37 protein-coding genes and 1 tRNA gene are annotated in these 25,504 nt (G+C 56.7%); 5 read left to right on the top strand and 33 right to left on the bottom strand.

Annotated elements, in window-relative coordinates:
• Position 1 precedes the first annotated feature (1 nt).
• From SV253_02620 to SV253_02605, 4 genes are all read right to left on the bottom strand, one after another.
• Positions 2–1,075 carry an aminopeptidase gene (locus SV253_02620; GenBank protein MDY6774969.1) on the bottom strand — a complete coding sequence of 358 codons (1,074 nt, stop codon included), beginning with the start codon at positions 1,073–1,075 and terminating at the stop codon, positions 2–4.
• 77 nt (positions 1,076–1,152) lie between these two features.
• A complete protein-coding gene (gene rpl12p / locus SV253_02615) occupies positions 1,153–1,485 on the bottom strand; it encodes a 50S ribosomal protein P1 (protein ID MDY6774968.1) in 333 nt (110 codons plus the stop codon).
• A 58-nt stretch (positions 1,486–1,543) separates the two neighbouring features.
• The gene (locus SV253_02610; protein ID MDY6774967.1) at positions 1,544–2,608 is read right to left on the bottom strand and encodes a 50S ribosomal protein L10; all 1,065 of its coding nucleotides are present in this window, start codon (positions 2,606–2,608) and stop codon (positions 1,544–1,546) included.
• Position 2,609: 1 nt separating this feature from the next.
• Positions 2,610–3,248 (bottom strand): 50S ribosomal protein L1, encoded by a 639-nt coding sequence (locus SV253_02605; protein MDY6774966.1) that lies wholly within the window; start codon positions 3,246–3,248, stop codon positions 2,610–2,612.
• A gap of 226 nt (positions 3,249–3,474) precedes the next feature.
• Between SV253_02605 and mch the strand changes: the two genes are divergently transcribed.
• Together mch and SV253_02595 are read left to right on the top strand one after the other, a co-directional pair.
• Positions 3,475–4,395 carry a methenyltetrahydromethanopterin cyclohydrolase gene (gene mch / locus SV253_02600; GenBank protein ID MDY6774965.1) on the top strand — a complete coding sequence of 307 codons (921 nt, stop codon included), beginning with the start codon at positions 3,475–3,477 and terminating at the stop codon, positions 4,393–4,395.
• A gap of 48 nt (positions 4,396–4,443) precedes the next feature.
• Positions 4,444–5,904 (top strand): DHH family phosphoesterase, encoded by a 1,461-nt coding sequence (locus SV253_02595; GenBank protein ID MDY6774964.1) that lies wholly within the window; start codon positions 4,444–4,446, stop codon positions 5,902–5,904.
• Positions 5,905–5,915: 11 nt separating this feature from the next.
• On the opposite strand, the gene SV253_02590 is transcribed toward SV253_02595, so the two are convergent.
• Entirely contained in the window at positions 5,916–6,110 is a 195-nt protein-coding gene (locus SV253_02590) for a hypothetical protein (GenBank protein MDY6774963.1), read from the bottom strand.
• A gap of 79 nt (positions 6,111–6,189) precedes the next feature.
• Between SV253_02590 and SV253_02585 the strand changes: the two genes are divergently transcribed.
• Positions 6,190–6,399 (top strand): hypothetical protein, encoded by a 210-nt coding sequence (locus SV253_02585; GenBank protein MDY6774962.1) that lies wholly within the window; start codon positions 6,190–6,192, stop codon positions 6,397–6,399.
• Positions 6,400–6,464: 65 nt separating this feature from the next.
• Here SV253_02585 and SV253_02580 read toward each other — a convergent pair.
• The 26 genes from SV253_02580 to SV253_02455 form a co-directional block, all read right to left on the bottom strand.
• Positions 6,465–6,539, bottom strand: a tRNA-Ile gene (locus SV253_02580).
• Between the two features lie 94 nt (positions 6,540–6,633).
• On the bottom strand, positions 6,634–8,112 hold the full coding sequence (secY, locus tag SV253_02575) for a preprotein translocase subunit SecY (GenBank protein ID MDY6774961.1): 1,479 nt from the start codon (positions 8,110–8,112) through the stop codon (positions 6,634–6,636).
• A 28-nt stretch (positions 8,113–8,140) separates the two neighbouring features.
• Positions 8,141–8,599 carry an uL15m family ribosomal protein gene (locus SV253_02570; GenBank protein ID MDY6774960.1) on the bottom strand — a complete coding sequence of 153 codons (459 nt, stop codon included), beginning with the start codon at positions 8,597–8,599 and terminating at the stop codon, positions 8,141–8,143.
• A gap of 1 nt (position 8,600) precedes the next feature.
• Positions 8,601–9,104, bottom strand: a complete 504-nt coding sequence (locus tag SV253_02565) for a 50S ribosomal protein L30 (protein ID MDY6774959.1) — start codon at positions 9,102–9,104, stop codon at positions 8,601–8,603.
• Positions 9,104–9,751 carry a 30S ribosomal protein S5 gene (locus tag SV253_02560; protein ID MDY6774958.1) on the bottom strand — a complete coding sequence of 216 codons (648 nt, stop codon included), beginning with the start codon at positions 9,749–9,751 and terminating at the stop codon, positions 9,104–9,106. Before SV253_02560 ends, SV253_02565 begins: the two co-directional genes overlap by 1 nt.
• On the bottom strand, positions 9,748–10,299 hold the full coding sequence (locus SV253_02555) for a 50S ribosomal protein L18 (GenBank protein ID MDY6774957.1): 552 nt from the start codon (positions 10,297–10,299) through the stop codon (positions 9,748–9,750). The genes SV253_02560 and SV253_02555 overlap by 4 nt, the downstream gene beginning before the upstream one ends.
• A gap of 1 nt (position 10,300) precedes the next feature.
• Positions 10,301–10,744 (bottom strand): 50S ribosomal protein L19e, encoded by a 444-nt coding sequence (locus SV253_02550; GenBank protein ID MDY6774956.1) that lies wholly within the window; start codon positions 10,742–10,744, stop codon positions 10,301–10,303.
• The gene (locus tag SV253_02545) at positions 10,741–11,427 is read right to left on the bottom strand and encodes a 50S ribosomal protein L32e (protein MDY6774955.1); all 687 of its coding nucleotides are present in this window, start codon (positions 11,425–11,427) and stop codon (positions 10,741–10,743) included. The genes SV253_02550 and SV253_02545 overlap by 4 nt, the downstream gene beginning before the upstream one ends.
• A gap of 1 nt (position 11,428) precedes the next feature.
• Complete coding sequence (locus SV253_02540) at positions 11,429–11,965, bottom strand: 50S ribosomal protein L6 (GenBank protein ID MDY6774954.1); 537 nt, start codon at positions 11,963–11,965, stop codon at positions 11,429–11,431.
• A 12-nt stretch (positions 11,966–11,977) separates the two neighbouring features.
• Positions 11,978–12,370 carry a 30S ribosomal protein S8 gene (locus tag SV253_02535; protein ID MDY6774953.1) on the bottom strand — a complete coding sequence of 131 codons (393 nt, stop codon included), beginning with the start codon at positions 12,368–12,370 and terminating at the stop codon, positions 11,978–11,980.
• A 14-nt stretch (positions 12,371–12,384) separates the two neighbouring features.
• Entirely contained in the window at positions 12,385–12,561 is a 177-nt protein-coding gene (locus tag SV253_02530; protein ID MDY6774952.1) for a 30S ribosomal protein S14, read from the bottom strand.
• Complete coding sequence (locus SV253_02525) at positions 12,558–13,076, bottom strand: 50S ribosomal protein L5 (GenBank protein MDY6774951.1); 519 nt, start codon at positions 13,074–13,076, stop codon at positions 12,558–12,560. Before SV253_02525 ends, SV253_02530 begins: the two co-directional genes overlap by 4 nt.
• Positions 13,076–13,792, bottom strand: coding sequence for a 30S ribosomal protein S4e (locus tag SV253_02520; GenBank protein ID MDY6774950.1), 717 nt, complete (start codon positions 13,790–13,792; stop codon positions 13,076–13,078). Before SV253_02520 ends, SV253_02525 begins: the two co-directional genes overlap by 1 nt.
• Positions 13,789–14,148: a 50S ribosomal protein L24 gene (rplX, locus tag SV253_02515; GenBank protein MDY6774949.1), complete on the bottom strand. Its 360-nt coding sequence runs from the start codon at positions 14,146–14,148 to the stop codon at positions 13,789–13,791. Before rplX ends, SV253_02520 begins: the two co-directional genes overlap by 4 nt.
• A 12-nt stretch (positions 14,149–14,160) precedes the next feature.
• Complete coding sequence (locus SV253_02510; GenBank protein MDY6774948.1) at positions 14,161–14,559, bottom strand: 50S ribosomal protein L14; 399 nt, start codon at positions 14,557–14,559, stop codon at positions 14,161–14,163.
• Positions 14,559–14,888 (bottom strand): 30S ribosomal protein S17, encoded by a 330-nt coding sequence (locus SV253_02505; protein ID MDY6774947.1) that lies wholly within the window; start codon positions 14,886–14,888, stop codon positions 14,559–14,561. The genes SV253_02510 and SV253_02505 overlap by 1 nt, the downstream gene beginning before the upstream one ends.
• A gap of 10 nt (positions 14,889–14,898) precedes the next feature.
• Complete coding sequence (locus tag SV253_02500; GenBank protein ID MDY6774946.1) at positions 14,899–15,189, bottom strand: ribonuclease P protein subunit; 291 nt, start codon at positions 15,187–15,189, stop codon at positions 14,899–14,901.
• The gene (rpmC, locus tag SV253_02495) at positions 15,189–15,392 is read right to left on the bottom strand and encodes a 50S ribosomal protein L29 (protein ID MDY6774945.1); all 204 of its coding nucleotides are present in this window, start codon (positions 15,390–15,392) and stop codon (positions 15,189–15,191) included. Before rpmC ends, SV253_02500 begins: the two co-directional genes overlap by 1 nt.
• On the bottom strand, positions 15,392–16,339 hold the full coding sequence (locus tag SV253_02490) for a 30S ribosomal protein S3 (protein MDY6774944.1): 948 nt from the start codon (positions 16,337–16,339) through the stop codon (positions 15,392–15,394). Before SV253_02490 ends, rpmC begins: the two co-directional genes overlap by 1 nt.
• Positions 16,339–16,830: a 50S ribosomal protein L22 gene (locus SV253_02485; GenBank protein ID MDY6774943.1), complete on the bottom strand. Its 492-nt coding sequence runs from the start codon at positions 16,828–16,830 to the stop codon at positions 16,339–16,341. Before SV253_02485 ends, SV253_02490 begins: the two co-directional genes overlap by 1 nt.
• A gap of 5 nt (positions 16,831–16,835) precedes the next feature.
• Complete coding sequence (locus SV253_02480) at positions 16,836–17,240, bottom strand: 30S ribosomal protein S19 (GenBank protein ID MDY6774942.1); 405 nt, start codon at positions 17,238–17,240, stop codon at positions 16,836–16,838.
• 15 nt (positions 17,241–17,255) lie between these two features.
• Positions 17,256–17,966: a 50S ribosomal protein L2 gene (locus SV253_02475; protein ID MDY6774941.1), complete on the bottom strand. Its 711-nt coding sequence runs from the start codon at positions 17,964–17,966 to the stop codon at positions 17,256–17,258.
• Positions 17,967–17,981: 15 nt separating this feature from the next.
• Positions 17,982–18,233, bottom strand: a complete 252-nt coding sequence (locus SV253_02470) for a 50S ribosomal protein L23 (protein MDY6774940.1) — start codon at positions 18,231–18,233, stop codon at positions 17,982–17,984.
• The gene (rpl4p, locus tag SV253_02465; protein ID MDY6774939.1) at positions 18,230–18,979 is read right to left on the bottom strand and encodes a 50S ribosomal protein L4; all 750 of its coding nucleotides are present in this window, start codon (positions 18,977–18,979) and stop codon (positions 18,230–18,232) included. Before rpl4p ends, SV253_02470 begins: the two co-directional genes overlap by 4 nt.
• 4 nt (positions 18,980–18,983) lie before the next feature.
• Positions 18,984–19,976, bottom strand: a complete 993-nt coding sequence (rpl3p, locus tag SV253_02460; protein ID MDY6774938.1) for a 50S ribosomal protein L3 — start codon at positions 19,974–19,976, stop codon at positions 18,984–18,986.
• 3 nt (positions 19,977–19,979) lie between these two features.
• Complete coding sequence (locus SV253_02455; GenBank protein ID MDY6774937.1) at positions 19,980–20,858, bottom strand: RNA methyltransferase; 879 nt, start codon at positions 20,856–20,858, stop codon at positions 19,980–19,982.
• Between the two features lie 182 nt (positions 20,859–21,040).
• On the opposite strand from SV253_02455, the gene SV253_02450 reads away from it, so the two are divergent.
• Both SV253_02450 and accC read left to right on the top strand, forming a co-directional pair.
• Entirely contained in the window at positions 21,041–21,307 is a 267-nt protein-coding gene (locus SV253_02450; protein ID MDY6774936.1) for a hypothetical protein, read from the top strand.
• A gap of 16 nt (positions 21,308–21,323) precedes the next feature.
• The gene (gene accC, locus SV253_02445; GenBank protein ID MDY6774935.1) at positions 21,324–23,108 is read left to right on the top strand and encodes an acetyl-CoA carboxylase biotin carboxylase subunit; all 1,785 of its coding nucleotides are present in this window, start codon (positions 21,324–21,326) and stop codon (positions 23,106–23,108) included.
• On the opposite strand, the gene bcp is transcribed toward accC, so the two are convergent.
• Both bcp and SV253_02435 read right to left on the bottom strand, forming a co-directional pair.
• Entirely contained in the window at positions 23,098–23,550 is a 453-nt protein-coding gene (gene bcp / locus SV253_02440; protein MDY6774934.1) for a thioredoxin-dependent thiol peroxidase, read from the bottom strand. The genes accC and bcp overlap by 11 nt on opposite strands.
• Before the next feature lie 172 nt (positions 23,551–23,722).
• Positions 23,723–25,060 (bottom strand): transposase, encoded by a 1,338-nt coding sequence (locus SV253_02435; GenBank protein ID MDY6774933.1) that lies wholly within the window; start codon positions 25,058–25,060, stop codon positions 23,723–23,725.
• Positions 25,061–25,504 lie beyond the last annotated feature (444 nt).

The raw sequence follows: 25,504 nt of genomic DNA, 5'->3' as shown, positions 1-25,504 counted from the left end.
TCTACTCGTCCTCCCAGACGAACCTTCCGTTTTCCTGTATGACCTCGCCGTCGAACTCTATACGTCCGTCACTCACGTCCTTTATCATGTCGACGTGAACCGCGCTCTGGTTCTGTTCGCGCCCCTCTCCGACGTTGTCGTCGTACGCGCGCCCGAGAGCCATATGTATGGTGTCGCCCATCTTCTCGTCGAACAGCATGTTGTTACTGAAGACGTCAATCTCCCTGTTGGTACCTATTCCGAGCTCTCCGAGCCTGCTAGCTCCCTCGTCTGTCGTGAGTATGTCTTCGAGTATCTCCTCGTTTCTCTCCGCAGAGAACTCGACGACATCGCCCTCCTCGAACCTGAGACTGACACCCTCCATCTTCCTCCCCTGGTGTATCAGAGGCTTGTCGAAGAGTACCTCACCCTCGACCGAGTCGACGACCGGAGCCGTAAATACCTCGCCGCTCGGCATGTTGTGTCTCCCACACGAGTTGACGGCGTTCATCCCGTCGACACTCATACGTATTTCAGTGTCTTCGCCCTCTATGTAGACCTCGCTCGCGTCGTCGAGCCTCTCTTTGAGTATCTCCTGTTCTTCCTCGACCTCCTCCCAGTCTCTCAGAACTGCGGAGTAGACGAAGTCCTCGTACTCCGAGAGCGACATCTCCGCCATCTGAGCGTGGGCGTTTGTGGGATGCTGTGTGAGACACCATCTCTTCGAGAGCCTCTCCTCACGCACAGGCTCCATCGCCCTCGCCCTCTCAGCGAGGAGATCTCCCGGGACGTTCTTCATCGCCCTCAGGTTCGCCCCCGAACGTATGCTTATAACGACGTCCGCCTCCTCGTAGAGCGCGAGCTTGTGGTCGGGAAGACTGAACTCGCCGTCATAGTTGGTGAGAAACGCCCGAGAAGCCTCGCTAGGCGAGTAGACCGTTATCGGCTCGGCTCCTCTCTTCGCTATCTCCTCGTTGAGGGCGACTACGAGGTCGTCGGCACCCTCGCTAGCCGAGATTACGACGTTGTCTCCTCTCTGTACGTCTGTGCTCCAGTCGACCAGAATCTCTGCGTGCTCGCGTACGCGGTCGTCCATAGAATACAGACACAGCTACCGCTGTATAACAGGTTCGGAAATCTAAGGTAAGATTCGAGTAAGAGCTGTAACGTAGCTTAACCGAAGAGCTCGCCGAGACCTTCTCCGGCGTCCTCTTCTGCTTCTTCCTCGGCTTCCTCCTCTTCTTCCTCTTCCTCAGCTTCGGCTTCCTCTTCTTCCTCGTCTTCTCCGCCTGCGGCTGCGGCACCTCCGCCTGCGCCCGCTGCGGGTGCGGCGGCTGCCTGTTCGACGGCTTCGTCTATGTTGACCCCGTCGAGAGCCGCGACGAGAGCCGAGACACGGCTCTCATCGACGTCGACTCCCGCGGCTTCTAGTACGTCCGTAACGCTGTCCTCCGTGACTTCGTTGCCCGCGTTGTGTACAACGAGGGCGGCGTAGATGTATTCCATGTGTTATATACTACTCCTTGTTGTTTTCTCGGTCTGAACTGTTTAAACTCTTTCTAATCTAGAACAGGTTGCCCATGCCCTCGGAGACGTCTTCGTCGTCCTCCTCGGCTTCGGCTTCCTGTTCTTCTTCGTCTGTCTCTTCCTCAGCTTCTTCGTCTTCGGCTTCTTCCTGAGCCTGTGGCTCGGGCGTGTCGGCTTCGACCCCCTGAAGCTCCTCAGGGAGCGCATCGTCGTCGACCTCAGACGCGACTCCTCTGAGCGACGAGTCAGCCTGTGCAACGAGATCCTCTATCACGCCGGGCTCGGTGATCTCAGCCTCGACACCCAGTGAGCGTGCCTCTCCGCCCGCCTTCGAGAGCATCGGACGCACCGTAGTCTCGTTGGCTATGCCCGCGTTGACTCCGAGGTTGAACGCACCTGCTGCGGCGGACTCGAGGTCGGAGATGTACTCGTCCTCGTCGATGTCGAGTGTGTCGGGCTCGAAGACTGTACCGTCTTCTATGTCTATGACGGCACGCAGATCGACACCCACCTCAACGGGGAATATCTCCATCTTCTGGAGAACCTCGGCTACCTGTGCCGAGGCTTCCTCGCCCTCCTCTGTCACGACGCTGTCCTCGATGACCTTTATAGAGCCCTCCTCTATGCGCGCGTTGACGCCCGCCTGCTGGAGGTCTCCGACGAAGGGTCCGGGATCCATTCCGGTGTCGCCCTCGGGAACGACTATGTCGTTGGGTGCTATCTGACCCTCCTTGAGGGGCGCAGGACTCTTCGACTCCTCTATCTTCTTGTAGAGGGTGAAGGGGTTCGAGTCGGTGAGTAGAAGACCCGACTGTCCGTTGACGTACTCGACGAGCTCGTCGAGACCCTTCTCGGAGAGGGCGCGTCTCATCAGAGTGTTACGTCCGACACGCACCTTCGCGGAGCCGTGGAGGTTCTTACGAACCTGCTGGAACTGTTTCGAGCCGATCCCCTCGACGTTGACGACTCCCACGGCGGTGTACTCGTCGAGAAGCTCCTTGAACCTCTCGACCTCCTTTCTCTTCCACTCGGGCACCTCCTCGGTGAGTGCTTCTGACTCCGTCTGTGTCTGTGTCTGTGTCTCTGTCTCTGTTGTTGACATTTTATACCTCCACCTCTACGGAAGGTCCCATAGTCGTCTTGACGAAGACGCGGTCTATGTTGAGGGGACCCTTTTCGAGCTCAGCTGTGAGTCTACGCATTACTGCGTTTATGTTGTCGGATATCTCGTCGGCGGACATCTCCTCTGTGCCGACTGCGGTGTGGAAAGTCCTTCTGTCACCCGAACGCAGTGAGACTGTTCCCTTGAGACGCTGAACCTCCTCGACTACGTCGTCGTCGGGTGTGAGAGGCGTCGGCATCTTACCTCTGGGTCCTAGAACCGTACCGAGATAACGTCCGACGTCCTCCATGAACTCGGTCTCTGCGACGAAGAAGTCCATCTCGTCTGCGATGTCCTTCGCTGCGTCGTCGTCGTCTCCGAGATCCTCTATGTCGTCGGGGCTCAGAACTTCGTCGGCTGCTTCCTCAGCCTGGAGTGCGGTCTCTCCGTCAGCTATGACTGCGACCTTGATGTCACGTCCTGTTCCCGCGGGGAGGACTACTTCCTCGTCTATGCGTTTGTCGGGCTGACTCAGGTCGAGATCCCTGAGGTTTATAGCCAGATCGACGCTCTCGACGAAGTTTCTGTCGGGAGCCTCGTCGAGTGCCTCAGAGACTGACTCCTCTATGCTCGCCATCAGGAGTCACCTCCCGAACTGTACACCGTTGGGTCGGTATGTACTGTGTCTTTCTTCATTTAGATACCTCCGTAGTACGGCTTAAGCCTTCTACGAAGCTTACGCAAACACACTGTCTGCGTGTGGTACTGCCCGCAGAACGGGGTAGCCACTGCCTTTTGTGAATAGAATCCTCTGAGAAACAAAAAGCCACCGAAACCGGCTTAGGTCTCTTCTACAATCTTCCTACATGGATCTCAACGCGAACGCTCTTGAGATGGTAGACGACGCTGTCGAGTACTCCGACAGCCTCTCGGTCGATGTCCACGACTACTCTAACGGTGCGAGGGTTCTTGACTTCGGTGTCGACGCCGCGGGAGGTATAGAGGCGGGTCTCTACTACGCCGACATCTCGGCGGCGGGTCTCCTCTCAGTCGATGTCGAGACAGACGGTGTCACTCAAGCCGGCACGCGTACACCTCTCAACTACGTAGACGTCTGGACAGACAGTCCCGAGACAGCGCTTCTGACGTCACAGCACGCGGGATGGCATATAGACCACGAGGGATACAGGGCTCTCGCGAGCGGACCCGCGCGCGCCCTTTCCGACGGAGCCGTAGACGAGGAGTTCGGTGTTATCTGCCTCGAGTCCTCGACGTTGCCGAGTCCGAAGTCGCTCGACTACATCGCCGACGAATGCGGTGTCTCCACCGAGTCACTCTTCGCAGTCGTCGCACCGTCTACGAGTACGGCGGGTGTCGTACAGACTGCTTCGAGATCCGCCGAGGTCACCCTCCTACGTCTCGAATCCCTCGGCTACGATGTCTCGAAGGTCGAGACTGTCTCAGGGAGATCGCCTGTCGCTCCCGTCGTCTCCGACGAGACAGAGTCGGTCGGAGCCACCAACGACGGTATAATCTACGGCAGCGAGGTTCATATCCGTGTAGCCGACGACTCGGACGTCTTCTCCGACCTTGCCTCGTCGTCGAGTCCCGACTACGGCGAGCCCTTCGTCGACGTGTTCGACGAGGCGGGTAGCTTTGACGAGATAGACGACGCCGTCTTTGCCCCCGCATCGGTGACTGTCGACGTAGTCGGCGGAAGAACTGTGACCGCTGGTGAGACTAATCCCGAGGTTCTCCGTGAGTCGTTCGGCATCGACTCGCAGTAGACAGACGTACCAGTATAATTTTTATCCTCTCCCGACTAAGAGCCCTCAATGCGTTCGGGACTCTCATCTCAGCTTAAGCTAGACGCCGGATTCCTTGAGTGTGCCGAGGACTCCGCCTCCCACATATTGAGTTCGTCCGACGACCTCCTCCTCATCTCACACATAGACGCCGACGGTCTAGCCAGCGCGGGTATCACCTCGCTCGCACTCGACCGTGCGGGGGTCGAACACGAGACGTGGTTCTCGAAGCAGTTAGACGAGAACGATCTCCGCGAGATCGAGGACGCCGGCTACTCGACTGTCGTATTTACCGACTTCGGGAGCGGACTCACAGACGAGATACGCCGAGGCGACTTCGACCCCGTGATCGCTGACCACCACCAGCCACAGACAGCGAAAGACTCCGACGACGGCGGTCTTGAGCACCATCTCAACCCTCTACTCTTCGGAATAGACGGCTCCTCGGAGATATCGGGCGCGGGGGTATCGTATATCCTCGCGCGCGCACTCATAGGTGAAGACGCCAAGGATCTCGCGGCTCTCGCTGCTGTCGGCGCGGTCGGAGACATGCAGGACTCGAAGTCGGGACGTCTCACAGGGGCTAACCGTGAGATAGTAAAAGAAGGCGTCGAGGCGGGTGTCTTGGAGGAGAGGACTGACTTACTCCTCTTCGGCAGACAGACGCGCGACTTACCGAGGCTCTTCGAGTACTCGACCGATGTCTATCTCCCAGGAATCACCAACTCACGTTCGGGTGCCGTCGACTTCTTGGAGGAGATGGGAGTCCGTCTCAGACGCGCCGACGGAGACTGGAGACGGTGGGCTGACTTCTCCGACGACGAGAGACAGAAGGTCACCAACTCGCTGATGGAACACTGTATCACGAACGGCGTCGACTCCGACGAGATCGACCGTCTCGTGGGCGAGACATACGTACTCAGCCAGGAGGAGCCCGGTACTGAGGTGAGGGACGCCACCGAGTTCTCGACACTCCTCAACTCGACGGCGAGGTACAGGGAGGCGGAGACGGGACTAGCTGTCTGTAAGGGCGACAGGGACGAGGCTTACTTGCGCTCCCATGAGCTTCTGAGGAACCACAGACGCAACCTCAAGAACGGCGTCGATTTCGTCGACTCGAACGGCGTGACTAAGCTCGAAAACCTCCAGTACTTCGACGCTAGGAGCGAGATACGTGACACGGTAGTCGGCATCATCGCGGGAATGAGCTACTCTCTCGGGACTGTGAGTCGGAGCATGCCTGTGGTCGCGTTCGCCGACTCCGAGGAAGATCGGCTTGACGCCGAAGACGAGACAAAGGTCAGCGCGCGTGGGACACAGAGTCTCGTGAGAAAGGGTCTCGACCTCTCAGACGTGATGTCGTCATGTGCCTCGGAGGTCGACGGAGGTGGCGGTGGGCACGACATAGCCGCGGGCGCGACGATACCCACCGAAGAGATCGACTCTTTCGTACGTAAAGCCGACGCCATGATAGGCGAACAGCTTTCTTAGCTTAGCTTAGCTTAGAGCTTCTCGTCGATCGACTCGACTGCCTTACGCGTCCTCCTTATCTCTTCGAGTATCTGTCTCGTCATCTCGTCCTTGGTATCCGAGTCCTCTGACTCCTGGGTACGCCGGCTGACCTCCTTGTTGACCTCCTCGTCGTCATCGAGTGAGAGCCAGTCGAAGCCCGTCTGGTTCTGTCTTTCCGTCTCCATGTCAGTGTCAGAGACAGTAGTCGGTCTCCCAACCAAGTATCTGCCGAAGACTTTCGTATCATCACGAGTCTTATACGGTATGCCGAAGCTAGTCTATGAGACGCCCAACGGGGCGAAGGTCTACCACGGCGACAGAGACGACATACATTACGACGAGCGCAGGAGATGCTGGAAGATATCCGCGGGCGACGAGAAAGGCGTCGTGAGGTATATTCCCTCGGAGAAAGTCTACTACTACGAGGGACATAAGGACGCTACCAACGTCGTAAAGCTCGAAGAGGGTCCTTGATTCGGTTGATTGACGATGAATACAGTTACAGTTTCAGTTGAGTCCCGAAGTATGAGAAAAACACATGGGTCCAGACGGATTTGAACCGTCGACCACTCGGTTATGAGCCGAGCGCTCTAACCGGACTGAGCTATGGACCCTCACACTCCAGTTACATAACCAAGTTGGGGCTGTCTTTTCTAAAACCTTTCTAATCTCTCTACACCGCGGGCGGAGTGAGCCGTGTTACTGAGGTCACGCCTCCGATCCAAACATCTTCCGCATCATCGGGTGCATCTCCATGAGCTGTTCCTCCGCTATCTCCTCGTAGAGCTTGTGGGTGATTGATACCGTGATGAGGAGTCCGGTTCCGGTGACGCCTCCTATGGTTCCGAGCATGTTCGCCATAACGGCGAGGAGTCCCATTAGGGCACCACCTATGACGGTGACCTGTGGTATGTAACGTTCCATAACCTTCTCTATGACTCCTGCATTACGCCGGAATCCGGGTATCTCCATCCCTGAGTTCTGTATCTTCTGTGCGACTGCGTCGGGTCCCATGTCGGCTGTCTCGACCCAGAAGACAGCGAACATAGCACCGCCTCCTACGAGAACCACAGCATCGATTCCCATACGTAGGAATACCTTCCAGGCTGCCTGAGTGGGTCCTCCGGGGAGCCACCACATCCAGTCGGTCGGAGCCTGTATCGGCGTGAGGTAGTACATCAGACCCGAGGTGGGCTGTGTCGACCCCGACGGATAGACTGCGAACCACTCAGGCCGGAATCCCTGCTGGTAGAGGACGCGCCCCACCATCTGGACGTTTGCTTGAACTGCACGCACGAATATCAGCGGGAGGGTGCTCGCGTATATTAGCTTAACGGGGTACTGTCCTCGCGCACCCTTGACGCGGGAGTGTGATAGTGGAATCTCTATCCTCACCGACTCGGCGTAGAGGATTATTGCGAATATTATCACCGTCGTGAGCACGAAGAGTATCTGTCCTCCGTTTATGAGGAGGAACTGTATTCCCTGTGTACTCGTGAGAGCGAAGCCGAGGTCAGCCTGCCCCGAGAATATATAGTACCATCTGAAGATGATACCCGTCGGGAGACCGTCCTGACCGAGATGCCAGTCGAATACTCCTCCTATCATCTGCTGGGATATTCCGGCTATAATGAAGAGACCGACACCGCTTCCGACTCCCCATTTCGAGATAATCTCGTCGAAGAAGAGTATGAGTATACCTCCTAAGACGACCTGGACGAATATTATCCACGAGAGCGCGGCGGCGGGTATTCCAAGCGTGCTGGCTATCTTCTGGCTAGGCTGGAGGAAGCCTCCGAAGACCATCGGTATAGCTGTGACTACCGACATCACGACTACGAGGAACTTCTGTGTCCCCTGGTAGAGAGCCTGCCCCCTTGGTGTCTCAGTGTCGATGGGCATGAGGTCGGCGCCGCTGAGTAGCTGGAGGACGATGCTCGCGGTGACTATGGGACCAATTCCGAGATGTAGTATCGATCCCTGTGCTCCCGCGAGTATCGATCTGAACTGTCCAAACAGGTCGCTACTACTCGACACGCCGAACAAAGTCACGTTCGTCAGAGCGAAGTAGAGAACGAGGACGCCGAACGTCCAGTAGAGCTTGTTCTTGAAAGGAACGTGACGGTCGGGTCCGTCGACGCTTGGCATCCTGAGTAGGATCGGTTCGAATGCGTCTGTTACTCCCATCTTTTAGGTTATGTTTTCGGTCTCCGCCTTAGTTCTTGTTTTCTTCGCTGTCTTCGTCTTCTTCCGACTCACCTGTCTCTATGACCTCACCGCCGGCTTCCTCTATCTTCTCGACGGCGGAGTCGGAGAAGTCGTCGGCACGGACGACGAGGCTGTTACGAACCTGTCCTCCGCCGAGTATCTTGTCGACACCTATCTCGTCGGCGTCTACCTCGTAGCCGTCGTCTGTCTCCTCGATAACTCCCTCGTCGACGAGTTCGTAGACCTTCTGGTCTATCTCGCCTATGTCGGCTGTCGCGACCTCTTTCTGAACCTTCTGGGGTCGCTGGAAGCCGTGTTTTCCGAGGTCGGGATGGCTGAACTTCTCGTGTTTGTCACGTCCAGCGTCTCCTCTTCCACCTCTGTTTCCTCCTCCACGTCGGTTCTTCTGAGTACCTCCGCCGTGTGTTCTCGATCCGCGTCCGCGTTTCTTAGAGTCTCTAGACATCTTATCTCATCCTCCTGAGTAGGTCGTCTATCTCGTTACCGTGGCTTCCGAGGACTCCACCCTGCTTGTAGCTCTTCTTTATTCCCGAGTGTCCGCCTCTTGGGGGATGGAGTCCGAGACGTGTTCTCAGACCCGCCTCCTTGAGGTCGGTGTCTCCTTCTACGACTGCCTCGGCGAACTCCTCGACAGATGAGTACTCGGTGTTCTCGTCTATGTAGCCGTCAGTAACCGAGTCTCCGTCCTCGGTCTCGCCTCTAGTCTCGACTAGCTCGGCGACAGTCTCGGCGCTCGGGGTACCGTATGCGACGTAGTCGTTGACCTTGTGGAGCATCCCCTCGACAGACCCCGTCGCGGGTCTGATGGTACAGCTGTTGACGTCTCCTAGGCTGAGCATGTCGAGTGTGTCTCTCACACCCGAGCTCATGTTGACCTCGCCACGTACCTGTACGACTGCGTAACAGCCGACCTCTTCTTGCTCGGATTCTGATTCTGCTTCTGCGCTCATTACTCGATCACCTCACGTGCCTCTCTCGCGTGGGGCGGAACGCGTGCCTCGGCGGTTTCGAGGAGTGCGTTGTAGGTCGCCTTCGCGAAGTTGACCGTCGTACGTGTCTGTCCGTTCGACTTCGTCCATATGTCCTCGATTCCCGCGAGTTCGAGTACGCTCGTCGCAGTCTCTCCCGCGGCGAGTCCGAGACCCTGGGGCGCGGGAAGTAACTCGACCTCGACGCTTCCCGACTTTCCGCTCGTCTTGAGAGCGACCGTGTGGGGTCTTCCGCAGCCACACTCCCAAGATCCACAGCCACGTGAGACCTTGAACATGTTGAGCTTCGCAACGTCTATCGCCTTACGGATTCCGGCTCCGACCTGTTCTGCCTTCGCCTCGGCGAAGCCTATGTATCCGTCGTGGTTACCGACTGCGACGACGCATCTGAACTTGACACGTCGTCCCGAGTCGGTCATTCTCTGTACCATGTTTATGTCGAGAACCTCGTCGTCGAGGTCGGGAAGGAGTGTGTCGACTATCTCGGGCTCCTTAAGCGGAAGACCCGAGTTGATCGCGGCGTCCATCGAAGTTATCTCTCCTTCCTGAACCTTCCTGCCGAGTCTCGTCTTGGGTATCCATTCGTCTTCGTACTCTGCTGAACTCATGCTTCTTCCTCCAGTGTTTCAAGTACCTGATCGAAATGTTCGGGGAGCTCGTCGGAGTCTATGCCGACGTCGTCGGAGGTGTACTCCAGTCCGTCGTACTCGGCTATGTGCTCTCCTCTGACACGTTCCCACGACGGAACGACGTCGTCTCCGTGGGGGACTTCGAGTCCTGCGTCGGAGGCTCCCATTACCGCTGCAAAGACCCTGTTACCGGGCGTCACGGGGTTGAGACCTATGTCGGCGACAGCCTCGTCGAATCCCTCGTCGAGACCTCTGACTCCCGCGAGGAAGCCTGCGAGGTACGCCGCGGGAAGGTTTCCGGTCGGGGCTTCCCAGCCGTACTCCGCGAGGTCTGATGTATCAGCCTTCGCCTCTGTGTAGTCTCCGTCGGCTCCCGCTGTGACTATCTGTACCGTAGTGTGCTTGTTGCTCTTCCTTACGACTAGACGCGGCTTTCCGCTCTTGAGGAGACGTAGACGTTGCTGGTAATCCGTCTTACCCTCGCGCCTGCGTCTCATCGGAACCTTGTAGTTGGGTTTTGTTGCCATGTTACTCCTCCATTCCTTCTACGTAGTTTTTGAGATAACGTACACTTCTGAACTCTCCGCCTTTTGCCATTCTGTAGAGCTCACGGAACTCAGAAGGTGTTATCTCGTCGTTCTCGCGCATCTCCTTCAGAGCCTTCCTCTGTGCCCGTATCTTCGACTCCCACTCGTCCTTCTCGGGGTTACGCGCGCCCTGCTTTCCGCTGCGCTTACCCTGTCCCTTCTTGTGACCGTACTCTCTCTTCTCGTCTCTCTCACGAGCGCGTCCACGTGAGACTCCCTTCTTCTCCTTCGCCTTTATGCTACCCTCGTCTATGAGGTCTCTGACGTCCTCTCGCGTGATTGCCTCGGCTATCTCCGACTGTGCGTCGGGGTCGAGCCAGACTCGGTTCTTTCCACAGCCGAGTATGTCGGAAGCGAGACGTTTCTGTGTCTTTAGGTCAGTCATTCTTCAGCCTCCTCTATGTACGTGGGGTTGAGAACACGTATCTCGTTCTCGACCGCCTTCTCCTCTATTCTCTCTCTCTTTCTGCCACCTACAGAGCCTCCTATACGTACCGCCTGGGTCGAGGGGTCGACTCCTTCGAGATCCTCGGGACGTTCGACACGTACCTCCTCGAATCCGCTCGGATGGAGGTCTCTGACCTCCTTGGGCGATCGGAAGCCGACTCCTGCTGTCTTGCCTCTGCCCTTGACTCCTCTTCTCTGCTTCGAGAGTCCGCCCTTGGGTCTCCTCCAAGACGACGGGTTTCTCTTCATCTTGTGGTGATCCTGCCTGTTGAAGTCGGGCTTGCTCGCCTTCTGACGCTTCTTGACGTTGAGGAGCCTCTCCTCTTCGTCGTTGAGGTCGGGGGTCTTGTCGGAGAGACCACGTGCGGTTATACGTTCTCCAGCCTCGGCTTCCTCTGCTTCTTCCTCTATCTCCTCTACGGCTTCCTCCTCGACTTCGAGGCTTCCGACGTCCGCCTTTATACGTGCGGCGAGTGCCTTTCCTATCTCGTCGACCTCGGAGAGATCCTCCTGTGACGCCCTCCTGACGTCGTCGACGGTCTCGTATCCAGCGTCTCTCAGAGCGTCAGCCTTCGACTCTCCGACTCCGTCTATCTCGGTAAGTTGGTCTGCGTCTGCCATCTTATACTACCTCCTTTCCTGCCTTCTCTGTTATGTAGACGCCGTCCTGGAAAGCACGTATGTCCTTGTCGTTTATACGTGTCTGCTGTTCTATGTTCGCAGCAGTCTGTCCGACGGCTTCCTTGTCAGGTCCTGTCAGAGTGATCTCCTCGTCCTGAACCTCGACCTGTGTCTCGCCGAGTATCTCGGCTTCCCTCGGGTGTTTCTCGCCGAGGAAGTTACGTATCTCGACTACGTCGCCCTTGACCTCGACCTGCATCGGGAAATGGCTGTAGAGTACCTTCATCTTGTACTCGAAGCCCTCAGTGACTCCCTTTATGTCGTTCTCGATCTCGCTCTCGAACGACCCGACAGTGGCGAGGGGCTTACGTCTGTCCTTCTCTGTGCTAACGACTACGTCGCCGTCTTCGACCTCGACGTCTACGCCGGGGTACGAGTAGGTTCTCTCGACGGTGCCGTTGGGACCGCTCACCGTCAGTCTGTCGAGGTCTTTCTCGACGTCGACTTCGTCCGGAACTTCTATGACTACTTCTTTCATTCTTGTCACCTCTTAGTATACGTAAGCGAGGAGCTGTCCTCCGACGCCTTCCTCACGAGCCTCGTAATGGCTCATGACACCGTGGCTCGTTGTGACTATCAGAGAGCCGTAGTCCCTACCGGGGAGGTAACGTTTCTCCCATTTCTCGTACTCGTCCTTCGAGACTGTGTACTTCGGCTTGACAGCTCCACATTCGTTTATTCCACCGCTCAGCTCTACGTCGAACTTGCCTGCCTTACCGTCGTCAACGAACTCGAAGCTCTCTATGAATCCCTGGTCGTGGAGAACCCCGAGGACGTTGCCTATGCTGTTCGAAGCGGGCTCTATCGTGCACTCTAGCTTGCCGACCTTCTCGGCGTTCTCTATCGCCGAGAGCGCGTTCGCAAGCGGGTCTGACATCGTCATTTTATCACCTGTGTTTAGTTGTACTTCTTCGCACCCATGTCGCGTGCGACCTCACGGAAGCACTGTCTGCAGAGGTAGATGTTGTACCTCGACACAAGACCTTCCTTCCGTCCACATCTCTGACACTCGTGGGTGTTTCCTGTCTCCGGCGTCTCTTCCTCTGTCTCAGCCTCTGTCTCAGTCTCGCTCATTCTATGCTCACCTCGAACTCTTCCTCTACGAACGCAGTCGCGTCTTCCGTGTTGAGGCGCTGCTTCTCGGGGATCTTACGTGACTGTTTCCTGCGTTTCTCGACGCGTTTGCCCTTCCTTTCCATCGTGACAGTCACGTCCATGCCGAATATTCCTATGTCGGGGTCGTACTCCATCTCCTCGAACTGAGTGTGCTCCTCGATTCCGAACGAGAAGTTACCGAACTCGTCGAACTGGTTCGAGTCGAGCGAGCCGGCTATTCCGAGTGCCTCATCGAGGAACTCCTTAGCGTCGTCGCCTCTGAGGGTCGTCTTACAGCCTATGGGATCGCCCTGGCGTATCCCGAACGACGGGACGCTCTGTTTCGCGTTCGTCCTCACGGTCTGCTGTCCCGTGATCTCCTCGACTATCTCCTCTGCGTTTCTGAGGTCGACACCACCTTCTCCTATCGACATGTTGACGACGACCTTCTCTATCTTCGGCTTCCTCATCTCGTGTATCTCTTCGAGACTCATTATTCGTCAGCCTCCTGTTCCTCTAAGCTCGTAAGCGATTCGCCTATCACGAAGACGTACTCCTCTACTGTCTCGAACGTCGTACCGTCGTCACGTTCGGCGACTATCGTGTTAGGGCTCGAACCCTCGGTGATACGTATCTCGACTAGCTTTCCGACCTCTCCCGAGTGCTTTCCGTCTACGGCTGTGACGGCGCGACCCTCGTCGAAGACGAAGTGGTCGACTATCTCGTCGGTCTCGACGTCTACGACTACTGAGTCGTCTGTCGAGTAGACGTCGTCTTCGACGAGTAGGTTGTCTCCGTTGTGGAGATTGAGCTGTGTCTCGCCTCCCTTTATCTGGGTCTTGTCCGTGATCTTGGCGAGCTTCGTCGTCGCGGCGTCCTCGTCTATCGAGGTGAGCGAGAGACGTCCACCCTCCCCGGGGAATACGCGGTAGTACTCGTCCATCTCGGGGAAGGCGACGATGTCGAACATACCTATCGGGGTACGTATGTCGTCGGCGGGCTCTCCGTTTATGACGACCGAGTCGTTTTCGAGGGCGTAACGTGCTTCCTTCGCGTTCTCGACGTATTCGACTACGTCTCTGAGTAGAACTACGAGGGGAACACCCTCTTCACCGTGGGGACCCGCTTGGGGCGAGACGGTGAATACGTAGCTCTTCCTCTCTATGGGCCAGGACGAGGGTGCTGAGAGACGTTTCTGGTGTGTCATCAGTCACCACCTCGTCTGATCCTGTCCTCTCTCTCGGGGTCTTCGAGGTCGAGATCCGTAACACGGAGGTTCGACGCGTCTACCATACGCGGCACTTCCTCTCCGTCGGCTTTCTCGACAGTGACTCCCTCGACCTCTACCTTCGCAGAGTCGAGGTCGACTCCGAGTACCTCTCCTGTCTCTCCGGCGTCGTCGCCTCTCATGACCTCGACGGTGTCGCCCTCACTGACTCTGACTCTCCTCGTGCCGTACTCGTCACGGAGATCGTCGCTGAGGGTCGCGTGGACGAAGCTGTGTCTCTCGTGTAGAGGTGCTTCGTCCTTCTGCTTTCTCTGTTTACGTGGTTGCTGTGTAGTCATTCTGTTCACCTATTAGACTATCATGTTCGCGGTGCTGGCTATCATACCGAACCTCTCGGCGACCTCGCGCGATATCGGACCGCGTATCTCTGTTCCTCTCGGCTCTTCGTTCTCGTCGATTATGACAGCGGCGTTCTCTTCGAACTTGACACGCGTTCCGTCGGGTCTCTTGAAGCCCTTCTTCTGTCTAACTACGACGGCTTCGAGAACCTGCCTTCTCATGTCGGGGTCGCCCTTCGTCACACTAACTACTACGACGTCTCCGAGTCCAGCCTTGGGCTGTCTCCTCCTAGATCCTCCGTAGTTCTTCGCGCTTATGAGACGTAGCTCACGTGCGCCAGTGTTGTCGGCGCAGTTGAGCTTCGTTCCCTTCGTGAGGGGTCGTGGTATGTCGGCTGCTACTGCTTTCATTATTCTTCCTCCACTACTTCTATTACGACGAAGTTCTTCGTCTTGCTCAGAGGTCTGCACTCCGCGACTCTCACCGTGTCGCCCTCCTCGGGATCGAGGCAGGGAGGGGAGTGTGCGGATATGCGTGACCTCCGTCTCATCTGTCTGTCGTACTTCGGAACGTTGACGTCGTGCTCCCTCTCGACGACCGCCGTCTTGTCCATCTTGTCGCTCGCGACTTCTCCCTCTACGACCGTACCGCGGACACCTAGGGTGCCGTGGAACGGACAGTTGTCGTCGGAGCACGTCTCGTCGGGCTCCGGAACGTCAAATCCTATGTTTGCTGACATCTTATCTTTGTTATCTCGTTGTTTTCGTACGGTCGGCAGGACTTTCGTGGATCGCGTCACCTTCTACCCTCACCCTCTCCCTCTCGGAGCCGAGGTCGAAGACGAATCCGTGCCCTTTCTTGGGGACGGTCTTCGTCTCGCCGTCGGACTTGATCTCGAGACTCCTGTGAGTCTCGTAGATAAGACGTCCGTGAGTACCCACCAGAGTCTCGTCGGGCGACTCGACTACTTCTACGTCGAGACCTATGAGCTCGTGGCGGAGTATGTTGTCGGACGTGGGGAGGGGGGTGACGTCTTCCATTACTCGTTCTGTCTTTCGTTCTGTATCGTCTTTATACGTGCTATCGTGCGTTTGAGCTCGCCTATCCTTCCGGGGTTCTCGGGAGCTCCTCCCGCCGCCTGCATCGACTTCGCTCTCAGGAGCTCGTCTTCGAGATCCTCGAGCTCCTCCTGTATCTCCTCGTCAGCCATCTCGCGTATTTCGTCTGCTCTTAGTATTGCCATCACGAATCACCTCCGACTCCGAACTCGTCGGCGAGTTCGTCTGTCATCTCCTCCCTTGAGAGGTTCGCCTTTACGCCGACGTCCTTCGCGAGAAGCTGGAGTTCTCTGTACGACATCTCCTCGAGGTCGTCGAGAGTCTCGGGCTCGGGAGGTGTCTCGTCTCCCTCCTCTTCCTCGGCTCCAGTCTCTTCCTCAGGCTCTGGTTCGGCTTCGGCTTCTTCTTCGTCCTCTTCCTCGACCCTCTCGGTCTCTTCCTCGACTATCTCCTCTATTCCCTCGGCTTCCTGTGTCTCGGCTTCCTCGACTTCGGGCTCAGCCTTCTCAGCCTCGGGTATGAGATCCTCGACGTCCTCGACGTCCTCTATGACGAAGGTGTCGGGGAGTTCGGCGTCGGGGGGTATTATACGTACCTGGACGCCTATCGTACCGAGCTTCATGACTGCGGTTCCGTATCCCGAGTCGACTATCTCCTCGGCGGGCTCTCCACAGTGCTTGATGTAGCCGTCGGAGAACTTCTCGACACGTGAACGCGCACCCGTTACCTTGCCGCTGAAGACTATCTCTGCACCGCGGGCACCTGCGTCCATTATCTTTCTCACAGTCGTCTGACCCGCGTCGCGGAAGTGCCATCCTCTCTCAAGCGCGTTCGCGAGCCTGTCGGCGACTATACGCGCGTTGAGGTCGGGCTCGGTGACTTCCTGAACGTCTATCTGGGGGTCTTCTACGTCGAACCTCTCCTCGAGCTTGTCTGTGAGGTCACGTATGTTCTTACCGCCCTTACCGATGACCATTCCGGGCTTCTCGGCGTGGAGCTCTATCTCGGTACCCATCGGCGTACGTGCGAGCTCCATTCCTCCGTAGCCAGCACGTCCGAGCTCCTCCTCGAAGAACTCGTCTATACGTGACTTCTTGAGACCGTTGTTCACGAACTCTCTCTCGTTAGCCATCAGTCATCACCCTCCGTCTCGGCTTCTTCGTTTTCCTGTTCCTGTTTGAGTATCATCTCTATGTCGACTATAGGGGTGTTGGCGGGTGAAGCACGTCCGAAGGCGCGGGGCATAGTACCCCTCGCCTCTCCTGTCTTGTGTGCGGCGACGTGTTCTATGTACATCTCGTCGGCGTCGAAGCCCTGGTAGTCAGCGTTCGACGCCGCATTTTCGAGTACCTTGAGCATCTCGCTCGCCGCCTTCTCGGGGTACCTTCCGGCGTCCCAGCCGTCGATGTTCTTCCTGTGACCCACGTCTGAGTTGTGTTTCTTGAACGGGACTGCCTCGTCGCCCTCGATCACGTTTTCGAGACTCTCGCGCGCCTCGTCTACCTGCATTCCCTTTATGTAACGTGCGACCTCGACGGAGTCCTTCTTGCTCACGTGGCGGTCACGGCCTATCGCCTTCGCGGTCGTGTCTTCGTCTACGTCTTTTGAGTAGCTGATTCCCATATGTATCACTTGAGGGGTACGAACTTCGACGAGCGCGTGGCTCCGAGTCCCGCCTGTCCGTGCTCTACGTCCTTCCTCGTCATCTCGAACTCTCCGAGGTAATGCCCTATCATCTCGGGCTCGACGTCGACACGTGCGAACTCCTCTCCGTTGTAGACCATGAAGGTCGTGTTCGCCATCTCGGGGAGTATGGGCATGTCCCTGAGATGTGTACGTATCTCGTCGTCTCCGTCACGTACGCGTTCGAGGAGCTTCTCGCGCTCCTCTCCGAGTCCTCTTTCGAGAGTCCTGCGTATCCTCGCGGGCATTATCTCCTTGAGCTCATCGAGATCCATCTCCTGGAGCTCTTCGAGGCTGTAGCCCCTGTACTGGAACTCTCCTTCTCTGCTTGGTAGCTCTGACTCTGACATCTTATCACCTTGTTGTTAGTTTCCTGTTCTCCTGCTTCCTATGTCACCGACCTTCCTTCCGGGCGGTGCGTTAGGACTGATCGACTTGGGTCTTCCAGGATGCTGTCTTCCTCCACCACCGAACGGATGGTCTATCGCGTTCATGGCGACACCACGCACCTTAGGCCACTTTCCTCCGCGTGACTTCATCTTGTGGTGTTTGTTACCAGCCTTGAGCATCGGCTTCTCAAGCCTTCCTCCGCCTGCGACTATACCGACTGTCGCCCTGCACTTGGGGTTGAACTGCCTGAGCTCTCCGCTGGGTAGCTGTACTACTGTTCCGCCCTTCTCGTGGGCTATGATAGACGCGCCGGTTCCCGACGACCGTGCTATCTTACCTCCGTCACCCGGCTTTATCTCCAGGTTGCAGACCGGAACTCCCTCGGGTATCTCGGCGAGTGGAAGCGTGTTGCCCGGCTCTATGTCAGCCGAGACTCCCGCCTCTATCACGTCGCCGACACCGACTCCCTCGGGGACGAGAACGTGACGTACGTCTCCGTCCTCGTACTCGACACGTGCGACGGGTGCCGACCTCGCGGGGTCGTGTTCGAGCTCGATGATCTCGCCGACCATCGTCTCTTCGTCGCCCGTCTCCTTGTGCTCGGTCTTAGCCTTGTAACGGTGACTGGGTGCCCTGTAAGTCGGGCTTCCTTTTCCTGCCTTCTGCTGTCTGATTGGTTTTCCCATTCTTTCACCTCGTTGTTAGAACGCTCCCATTCTCGAAGCGAGATCCTGTGCGGCTTCCTCCTCGACGAACCTCACAGTCGCCTTCTTCTCGCCTTCCATGGTTATCTGTGTGTTGACGTCAGCGACATCGACGTCGTACGCCGACTCTATCGCCTCGGATATCTCGGGCTTTGCGGCGTCTATGTCGACTATGAACTGCATCTTGTTCTCGAAGTCCATCTGATCCATCGCCTTCTCCGTGATATGGGGTCTGACTATGACGCTCATCTTTCGTCTAGCACCTCGAGTGCTTTCTCTGTCCAGACCGTGAGTCTTCCTCCGACGCCCCCGGGTGCGAGGTCTCTGACGTCGACGTCCTCGGCGGAGACGACGTCGGCACCTGCGAGGTTTCTCGACGCCTTGTAGTCGTTCTTCGCCGTCACGAAGAGAATACTCTTGGGTCTGCGGTACTTCCTGCCTCTCGTCGTACCCTGTCCCGCACGTACCTTCCTGTCGTCGGCTCTCTCTATGTCGTCGTAGAGACCGATCTCCTTGAGAACGTCGACGACTTCCTGTGTCTTCACGAGATCCTCGAACCCTGCATCGAGAACGACGGGAAGATCGAGGCTCTCGTCGAATTCGTGTCCTCTCTCGGCGACGACTTCGGTGTCAGCCGTCGCGGCTACGGCACTTCTGACAGCCTTCTTCCTCTCCTTGTCGTTGATGTCCTCGCCGATATTCTTCTCAGCCTTAGGGGGGTGTGCGCGTCTTCCGCCTACGACGTGGGGTGAACGCGCTGCTGTGTTCGAGTTCTTCACTCTGGGAACCTGTGCGGCTCCTCTTCCCTTACCCCACGACTCGGCACTCGTCCTCTTCCCGGCGAATGGGTCTGCACCGTAGGGCTGTTTCGCGTTCGCCTCGGCTGAGTGGAAAGCTCTTCTTATGATGTCGGGACGGTACTCCTCCTCGAACGCGTCGGGGAGATCGACCGTCTCGTTCTTTTCTCCGTCTACTGTGTATACGTCTGCTTCCATTCTATCACCTGCTTATGTACTCGATCTCGGGATCGTATCTGTTCTCGCCCTTCGGACGCACGGGCTTACGTGTCCTCACGAGACGTTTCTTGGGTCCCGGGACACTGCCCTTGACGAGCATGTAGCCCGACTTGACCTCTCCGTAGTCGGTGATACCGCCCTCGGGAGTCACCTCGTCTCCGTCGTCTCCGGTCGAGAGGAGGCGTTTGTTGACCTCCGTCCTCTGGTGGTATCCCGTCTGCCCCTGCTGAGGAACCGTCGAACGTACACGTGACGGATGCCACGGACCGAGGTTACCTATTCTGCGCTTGTATCCCTGTCGGGCGTGTTTGCCCTTTCTAAGCTGGACTCCCCAGCGTTTTACGGGACCCTGTGTACCCTTACCCTTCGTGATCGAGGAGACATCGAGGAACTCTCCGTTCCTGTGTATCTCGTCGGCTCTGACCTCGTCTCCGAGGAGTTCGAGACCGTGTTCGAGACGGTCTTCGACCGAGCCGCCTCCGATACGTGTCTCCATTACGTCGGGTGTCCTTCTCGGGACGTTGGCGAGGTTGGGTAAGGTGTAGGTTATCGCTCTTATCTCAGAGACCTCGTCGATTGAGTCTCTTATCTTCTCCTCAGCACTCTCGGGGTCGTGCCCCTCGGGCACGTTGAGAGTGCGGTCTATTCCGTCGTTTCCGTCGAAGCTGTCCGTCCAGACTTCTGTGAGCGGACGCTTTCCGTACGGTGTGTCGCGGTACGCCCTTACGGCTCCGACCTTGATCGGGGGCGTTTCGAGTATAGTAACCGGCACACTCTCCGTCATACCTTCACGGGGAGAGTCGGGCTTGTCGTTGACCATTAGAACGTGGGTCATGCCCGCCTTGTATCCCGCGAAGCCCTGTAGCTCCGTCGTGTCGGATTCGGGCCACGAGCGGAAGTTCGGAACCTCCGACTCCGCTCTCTTTCTGGGACCGAATCCCTTGGATCCGCGTCTTGGTTTTGATGGAGTAGGCATATCTTAAGTCCTCCTTGTCTTCGTCTTGTCTTGCACTCTTGCTATGTTGAGCACGGCGAGTGACGAGAAGACCGCCTCCTCGGTTCTCACCGTACGTGTACCCTGATCGGGTACTGTGTTGACTGTCAGGTCGAAGCTTTCGGACGGCTGGTCGACGGAGTAGTACTCCCTCAGAATACTGTGGACACCTCGTCCGGGTGCTCCGAAGACGACACCTATCTCGTTCTCGTCACCGTCTCGTTTCCGGGTCTCTTCTGTACTACGGATCTCGTCCAAGTCTACTGTCTCTCCTTTACGAGACGTGGCTACTACTGTGCCGTCGGTGTCGTCGATCCAGTCGACGAGCGAGGATCTAGTGACCTCGTATCCCCAGTAGTCGGGGACTTCTTCCTCGTCGACTATCTCGGCTCTCAGAGGCTCTCTCGAATGTATTCTGAGGGTAACGCGTTCGCCCTCACGTACGTCTTGCGTCGTACGTAGAGCGACCGGGTGTTGCAGTCCGCAATTGACCCGTACGCGTCCGTCAGAGCCGATCTTACTCACTACGCCCTGTCTGTACCTGTACTGGCTTACATCACGACTGCGTTCGCTGTCGGAACGCGAGACTGTATGCGGCGGTATCTGAAGCGGCGGCATGACGCCCGCGTACCTGAGCTCTTCACGCCTTTCGAAGACGTGTTTCCTCAGATAGGGGGGCGTCACCGCGTATTCGAGGAGTAGACTGATCTCGTCCGCCTCGTCGGGGTCGTCGTCGAAGACGACCACCTCGTCACACCGGAAGACCGAGGCAGCGCGCGCGATCTCGCCCACCTTGTAGGCTTTCCTGCGTCCGCTTTCGGTCTCGGATGTCAGAGACGCCGGGATCAGTAACGTAACTCGCATACGCCGGTTAGCCGCTTACCGCATTAGTCTCTGTCGGTATGGGGTAAGTTCGCCTTCCTACTTTGATAAGGCTGTCGTTCGAGAGGGTCTTTGGGAGGCTGTGTCAGGCACGTCCCGGGCAACCGTCGAAAACCGTAATGGTTTATTAGCGAAAAGGACAGTTTGAGACAGGTGAGTAACTCTTGAAACATCAGACCATCCGGGACGACTCGGGCAGAAAGGTCAAGCTCGGGATTCCAGACCACGCCGACGACGAGGAGATGGCGGCTCTCTCGGCTGCCGTGTCGGCTCTGATATCCGCACAGGAGACAGAGGAGGAGGAAGAAGAAGAGATAGACTCGTGGAAGATGTCGGGTCGTTACGCCACCGTGGGAGAGCGAGGTAAGAAGACTCCGAAGGGTCTCACGGGCTCCGGATGGAAACTTTCGTCAAGAGCTGACAGGTTCTAACTGAGGGACACAAAAAATGACACAGTTTGACAAGGTTCTGGTCGCGAACAGAGGAGAGATCGCAATAAGGGTTCTGAGAGCATGTAGGGAGCTAGACATAGACACCGTCGCAGTCTACTCGGAAGTCGACAAGGAGGCGAGACACGTTGACTACGCCGATGAGGCGTACAACATAGGTCCCGAGGCAGCGAGCGAGTCGTACCTCAATCAGGATAACATATTCGAGGTCGCACACGAGGCTGACGTCGACGCTATACATCCCGGATACGGATTCCTCGCCGAGAACGCTGACTTCGCCGAGAGATGCCGTGACGAGGGGATTATCTTCATAGGTCCTCCCTCGAACGCGATGGACATAATGGCGTCTAAGACGAAGGCGCGTGAGAAGATGAAGGAGGCGGGCGTTCCGCCCGTGCCCGGTACGACAGACCCCGCCGAGTCGGTCGAGGAGGTCAAGGAGTTCGGCGACGAGTACGGCTACCCTATCGCGATAAAAGCCGCAGCGGGAGGGGGAGGGAAGGGTCTACGTATTGCACACGACGAGGAAGAGGCGGAGGACGCCTACGAGGGCGCTAAACGTGAGGGTCGAGCCTACTTCGACGACGAGACAGTCTACCTAGAGAGGTACCTCGAGAACCCGAGACACATAGAGGTACAGGTTCTCTCCGACAAACACGGAAACCACCTCCATCTCGGAGAACGTGACTGTTCGATACAGAGGGAGCACCAGAAGATAGTCGAGGAGACGCCGTCGCTCGCGATAACTGACGAGGAGCGCGAGGAGCTCGGACAGACCGCTATAGACGCCGCCGAAGCGGTCGACTACACGAGTGCGGGAACCGTCGAGTTCCTGTATGAGGACGGCGACTTCTACTTCCTCGAGATGAACACGAGGATACAGGTCGAGCATACCGTGACCGAGATGGTGACGGGTATAGACATCGTCAAGTGGCAGATCCGTATCGCCCAGGGCGAGGAGATCGACTTCGACCAGGAAGACGTCGAGATAGACGGAGCCTCGATAGAGTGCAGGATAAACGCCGAGGATCCCTCACGCGACTTCGCTCCGACGCCGGGTAAGGTCACCAACTACCACGCACCCGGTGGATACGGCGTACGTATGGACTCGGCTCTCTACAACGGCTACGAGATCGTCGGGTCGTACGACTCGATGGTCGGAAAGCTCATCTCGTGGGGCGAGGACAGGGACGAGGCTATAAAGAGAATGAGACGTGGACTCTGGGAGCTACGTGTCGACGGCGTCACGACGAACGTGCCTTTCCTAGAGCTCATACTCCACGACTCGACCTTCGTCGCCGGAAATGTCACGACCAACTACTTCGACGAGCATATCGATCAGGAGGACATCGAGAGAGCGATGGAGGAGCTCGATGTCATAGACGTCGTCCAGGATGAGGAAGAGGGCGTCGTCGTCCAGCGCGAGTTCAAGGCTGAGGTCAACGGCAAGCTCTTTAACATAAACCTCGCCGAGATAGGAGCGGGAGACATAGACGAGCAGAAGGAGAAACAGGAGAAGAAGAAGAAGAAACGTGCCGAGCGCGAGAAGAGGGAAGCCGAGACAGAGGCAGGCGAGGTCGTCTCCGCCGAGATGCAGGGCACCATCGTCGAGGTCAACGTCGAAGAGGGCGATGAGGTCGAAGAGGGCGACGTCATCTGTGTCCTCGAAGCCATGAAGATGGAGAACGACATAATCACCAACACCGCAGGAACGGTTCAGGAGATAGCAGTCGAGGAGGATCAGGACATCGACATGGACGACCTGATCGCAGTCATCGAATAACTTCGAGTATCTCCTCGGCGTGTTCCTCAGGCGACACGTCGTCGTATATCTTCTCTACTTTTCCTTCCTCGTCTATGACGTAGGTCTTCCTGAAGACGCCGTCGAAGCTGTTGCCGAACATCTTCTTCTCACCGTAGGCGTCGTACTCCGTCGCGACCTCGCCCGACTCGTCGCTCAGGAGGTCGAACGGGAGGTCGTACTTCTCCTCGAACTTCTTGAGGTCGTCGATGGGGTCGTCGCTGACACCTAATACCACGGCGTTCTCGTCTTCTATGTCGTCGTATACGTCCTTGAAGCCGCAAGCCTCAGTCGTACAGCCCGGCGTGTCGGCGCGCGGATAGAAGTAGAGGACGACCTTTCTTCCCTCGTACTCCGAGAGGCTGACTTCCTCGCCGTCCTGGTTCTCTAAGCTGAAGTCGGGTGGTGTGTCTCCTTCTTGCATACGTAGTAGTCGTACACAGATAGGGGTGAACTACCCCTGCCTACTCGCTCGCGCTGACGCGCTCGTCACAAGATCTCCGATCTTGTTGGCTCGTGAATCTAAGATTCACGAACGTTACGAGAGCTTTGCTCTCGTTGGCTCGCTAATCGGAGATTAGCGAACGTCTCAAACTCTACGAGTTTGATGGCTCGGAAATCAGAGATTTCCGAACGCTCCTTGAGGCAGGGGCTTCCGTCGAAGGTTCCTCCATATCCGAGAGGCTTATTCGACGCGGGGCGTCCACAGCCCGCTCTACACCCTCCTCAGACTTGAACAAGTCCGAATTGGGCTTACCTGTGGCTTTTCGAGCCATGTTGACCGCACCGTTTACGTCGGCATTATAGCGCGTTCCATCCGATGCCTCGAACAGTCCACGCTCGACACGTTCACCAACGTACTCGTCATGGTGTTCGACGGATTCCTCGTCGTAGAACGAACACTTCGACGTATGTGATTCGGGCACTAACTCGAATGTGATACCACGAGCGTCGAGTTTGTGCTTGAGTTTCTGTTTGAACCTGTCGAACGGAATCTGGACGAAATTCTGGTTCGTCCTATCTCCGAGGTTCACGTTCTGCTTCCAGCCCTTCCCGTCACCGACGTACACCGTCTCGATACGGTTTTCGATACAGTAGTCGGTGATGGTACGAACCGTCTTGTTAAGATAGTCGTTGACGACGTACCGACGCTTCTGGTGCAGTCGTTCGATACGACGAGTCGTGCCGTCGATACCTTGCTTGTCCTTGATGGACTGGTACTGGGCGATGCGCTTGTTGAACCATCGATTTTGAGATTTGAGGTGCCGACCGTCCACGATGAACGAGTGGCCTCGATGGTCCACACACGTCGCCAGATTGTCCACGCCAAGGTCAATACCGAGCCACGACCCATCAATCGTCTCGACTTCCTCTACATCTTGCTCATACAGCACGCGGTACTCGAAGTACTGTGCATCAGCCCGTGGTAGGATTTGCACACGCTTGACGTTCGTTTCTTGTACTCCCTCATAAGTGAATGGGATTTGAATCTCGGTCAGGTCACGGTCGAACTCGTCACGGTATGCTCGCGGGATACCGAGTCGAATGTGGTCGTCTTTGACCTGAAACGACTGTGACGGGTATTCGAGCGTGTAGAATCCGTCTTTCGGCAGATACGACGGAGGACTCACGTCGGCGTCGTACTTGTTTTCTCGTTTCTTCTCTACGAGGTTGAAAAAGGACTTGAACCCTCTATCGACCTGCTTCATTGTCTGTTGGGCGACTTGGCTTGGGAGTACTTCGTAGTTCCAGTTGGTTTTCAACTGGTCGTAGGCGTCGTAGTAGTTGAGGTACTCGCCGTTGTCGAAGTAGTGTTGTCGGACTTCGTAGAGCGTTTTGTTGTAGAGGTTTTTCGAGAGATGGCTCAGGCTCCGCAGTACCTCGTACTCGTCGGCAGATAGCCCACGGAGGTTTTGCTGGAGCGTCTGAACCATTCTATTACGTTATTTGTTAGAACCAATTTAAATGTTTGGATTTGGGGGTTTACTGGTAGATGACGGCGGGCGTATCCCCTCCCTACTGCGTATGCAAATCGAAGATTTGCTTGTGCTAGAAAACTCTACGAGTTTTCTGCATCACAGAAATCTCTGATTTCTGAAGACCCGTGAATCTTCGATTCACGAACGTCCCGAGAACTCCGTTCTCGCGGGCTCAGAAATCTTTGATTTCTGAACGTCCTCAGAACGCGAAGCGTTCTGATGTGCGAACGAGACGCTCTGCGTCTCGTTAACGCTACTCGGTCGCTTCGCTCCCTGCGTTGTGTTGAAAATCGGAGATTTTCATACGTATGCGAATCTCTGATTCGCAACACTCCTTGAGGAAGGGGTCTTGCCCGCCTGCATTTTAGATAAATAATATAAATAAGATGAGGCGCGTTC

It is taken from the genome of Candidatus Afararchaeum irisae, from assembly GCA_034190545.1.
GTDB classification, from domain to species: domain Archaea; phylum Halobacteriota; class Halobacteria; order Halobacteriales; family Afararchaeaceae; genus Afararchaeum; species Afararchaeum irisae.
The sequence above is the reverse complement of the archived record's forward strand: the minus strand, read 5'-3'. Positions and strand labels throughout refer to the sequence as shown.

Excerpts from the sequence above, each read along its gene's own strand:
- SV253_02620 (MDY6774969.1), bottom strand. The coding sequence starts at position 1,075 with ATGGACGACCGCGTACGCGAGCACGCAGAGATTCTGGTCGACTGGAGC.
- rpl12p (MDY6774968.1), bottom strand. The coding sequence starts at position 1,485 with ATGGAATACATCTACGCCGCCCTCGTTGTACACAACGCGGGCAACGAA.
- SV253_02610 (MDY6774967.1), bottom strand. The coding sequence starts at position 2,608 with ATGTCAACAACAGAGACAGAGACACAGACACAGACACAGACGGAGTCA.
- mch (MDY6774965.1), top strand. The coding sequence starts at position 3,475 with ATGGATCTCAACGCGAACGCTCTTGAGATGGTAGACGACGCTGTCGAG.
- SV253_02595 (MDY6774964.1), top strand. The coding sequence starts at position 4,444 with ATGCGTTCGGGACTCTCATCTCAGCTTAAGCTAGACGCCGGATTCCTT.
- SV253_02590 (MDY6774963.1), bottom strand. The coding sequence starts at position 6,110 with ATGGAGACGGAAAGACAGAACCAGACGGGCTTCGACTGGCTCTCACTC.
- SV253_02585 (MDY6774962.1), top strand. The coding sequence starts at position 6,190 with ATGCCGAAGCTAGTCTATGAGACGCCCAACGGGGCGAAGGTCTACCAC.
- secY (MDY6774961.1), bottom strand. The coding sequence starts at position 8,112 with ATGGGAGTAACAGACGCATTCGAACCGATCCTACTCAGGATGCCAAGC.
- SV253_02570 (MDY6774960.1), bottom strand. The coding sequence starts at position 8,599 with ATGTCTAGAGACTCTAAGAAACGCGGACGCGGATCGAGAACACACGGC.
- SV253_02565 (MDY6774959.1), bottom strand. The coding sequence starts at position 9,104 with ATGAGCGCAGAAGCAGAATCAGAATCCGAGCAAGAAGAGGTCGGCTGT.
- SV253_02560 (MDY6774958.1), bottom strand. The coding sequence starts at position 9,751 with ATGAGTTCAGCAGAGTACGAAGACGAATGGATACCCAAGACGAGACTC.
- SV253_02555 (MDY6774957.1), bottom strand. The coding sequence starts at position 10,299 with ATGGCAACAAAACCCAACTACAAGGTTCCGATGAGACGCAGGCGCGAG.
- SV253_02550 (MDY6774956.1), bottom strand. The coding sequence starts at position 10,744 with ATGACTGACCTAAAGACACAGAAACGTCTCGCTTCCGACATACTCGGC.
- SV253_02545 (MDY6774955.1), bottom strand. The coding sequence starts at position 11,427 with ATGGCAGACGCAGACCAACTTACCGAGATAGACGGAGTCGGAGAGTCG.
- SV253_02540 (MDY6774954.1), bottom strand. The coding sequence starts at position 11,965 with ATGAAAGAAGTAGTCATAGAAGTTCCGGACGAAGTCGACGTCGAGAAA.
- SV253_02535 (MDY6774953.1), bottom strand. The coding sequence starts at position 12,370 with ATGACGATGTCAGACCCGCTTGCGAACGCGCTCTCGGCGATAGAGAAC.
- SV253_02530 (MDY6774952.1), bottom strand. The coding sequence starts at position 12,561 with ATGAGCGAGACTGAGACAGAGGCTGAGACAGAGGAAGAGACGCCGGAG.
- SV253_02525 (MDY6774951.1), bottom strand. The coding sequence starts at position 13,076 with ATGAGTCTCGAAGAGATACACGAGATGAGGAAGCCGAAGATAGAGAAG.
- rplX (MDY6774949.1), bottom strand. The coding sequence starts at position 14,148 with ATGACTACACAGCAACCACGTAAACAGAGAAAGCAGAAGGACGAAGCA.
- SV253_02510 (MDY6774948.1), bottom strand. The coding sequence starts at position 14,559 with ATGAAAGCAGTAGCAGCCGACATACCACGACCCCTCACGAAGGGAACG.
- SV253_02505 (MDY6774947.1), bottom strand. The coding sequence starts at position 14,888 with ATGTCAGCAAACATAGGATTTGACGTTCCGGAGCCCGACGAGACGTGC.
- SV253_02500 (MDY6774946.1), bottom strand. The coding sequence starts at position 15,189 with ATGGAAGACGTCACCCCCCTCCCCACGTCCGACAACATACTCCGCCAC.
- rpmC (MDY6774945.1), bottom strand. The coding sequence starts at position 15,392 with ATGGCAATACTAAGAGCAGACGAAATACGCGAGATGGCTGACGAGGAG.
- SV253_02490 (MDY6774944.1), bottom strand. The coding sequence starts at position 16,339 with ATGGCTAACGAGAGAGAGTTCGTGAACAACGGTCTCAAGAAGTCACGT.
- SV253_02485 (MDY6774943.1), bottom strand. The coding sequence starts at position 16,830 with ATGGGAATCAGCTACTCAAAAGACGTAGACGAAGACACGACCGCGAAG.
- SV253_02480 (MDY6774942.1), bottom strand. The coding sequence starts at position 17,240 with ATGTCAGAGTCAGAGCTACCAAGCAGAGAAGGAGAGTTCCAGTACAGG.
- SV253_02475 (MDY6774941.1), bottom strand. The coding sequence starts at position 17,966 with ATGGGAAAACCAATCAGACAGCAGAAGGCAGGAAAAGGAAGCCCGACT.
- SV253_02470 (MDY6774940.1), bottom strand. The coding sequence starts at position 18,233 with ATGAGCGTCATAGTCAGACCCCATATCACGGAGAAGGCGATGGATCAG.
- rpl4p (MDY6774939.1), bottom strand. The coding sequence starts at position 18,979 with ATGGAAGCAGACGTATACACAGTAGACGGAGAAAAGAACGAGACGGTC.
- rpl3p (MDY6774938.1), bottom strand. The coding sequence starts at position 19,976 with ATGCCTACTCCATCAAAACCAAGACGCGGATCCAAGGGATTCGGTCCC.
- SV253_02455 (MDY6774937.1), bottom strand. The coding sequence starts at position 20,858 with ATGCGAGTTACGTTACTGATCCCGGCGTCTCTGACATCCGAGACCGAA.
- accC (MDY6774935.1), top strand. The coding sequence starts at position 21,324 with ATGACACAGTTTGACAAGGTTCTGGTCGCGAACAGAGGAGAGATCGCA.
- bcp (MDY6774934.1), bottom strand. The coding sequence starts at position 23,550 with ATGCAAGAAGGAGACACACCACCCGACTTCAGCTTAGAGAACCAGGAC.
- SV253_02435 (MDY6774933.1), bottom strand. The coding sequence starts at position 25,060 with ATGGTTCAGACGCTCCAGCAAAACCTCCGTGGGCTATCTGCCGACGAG.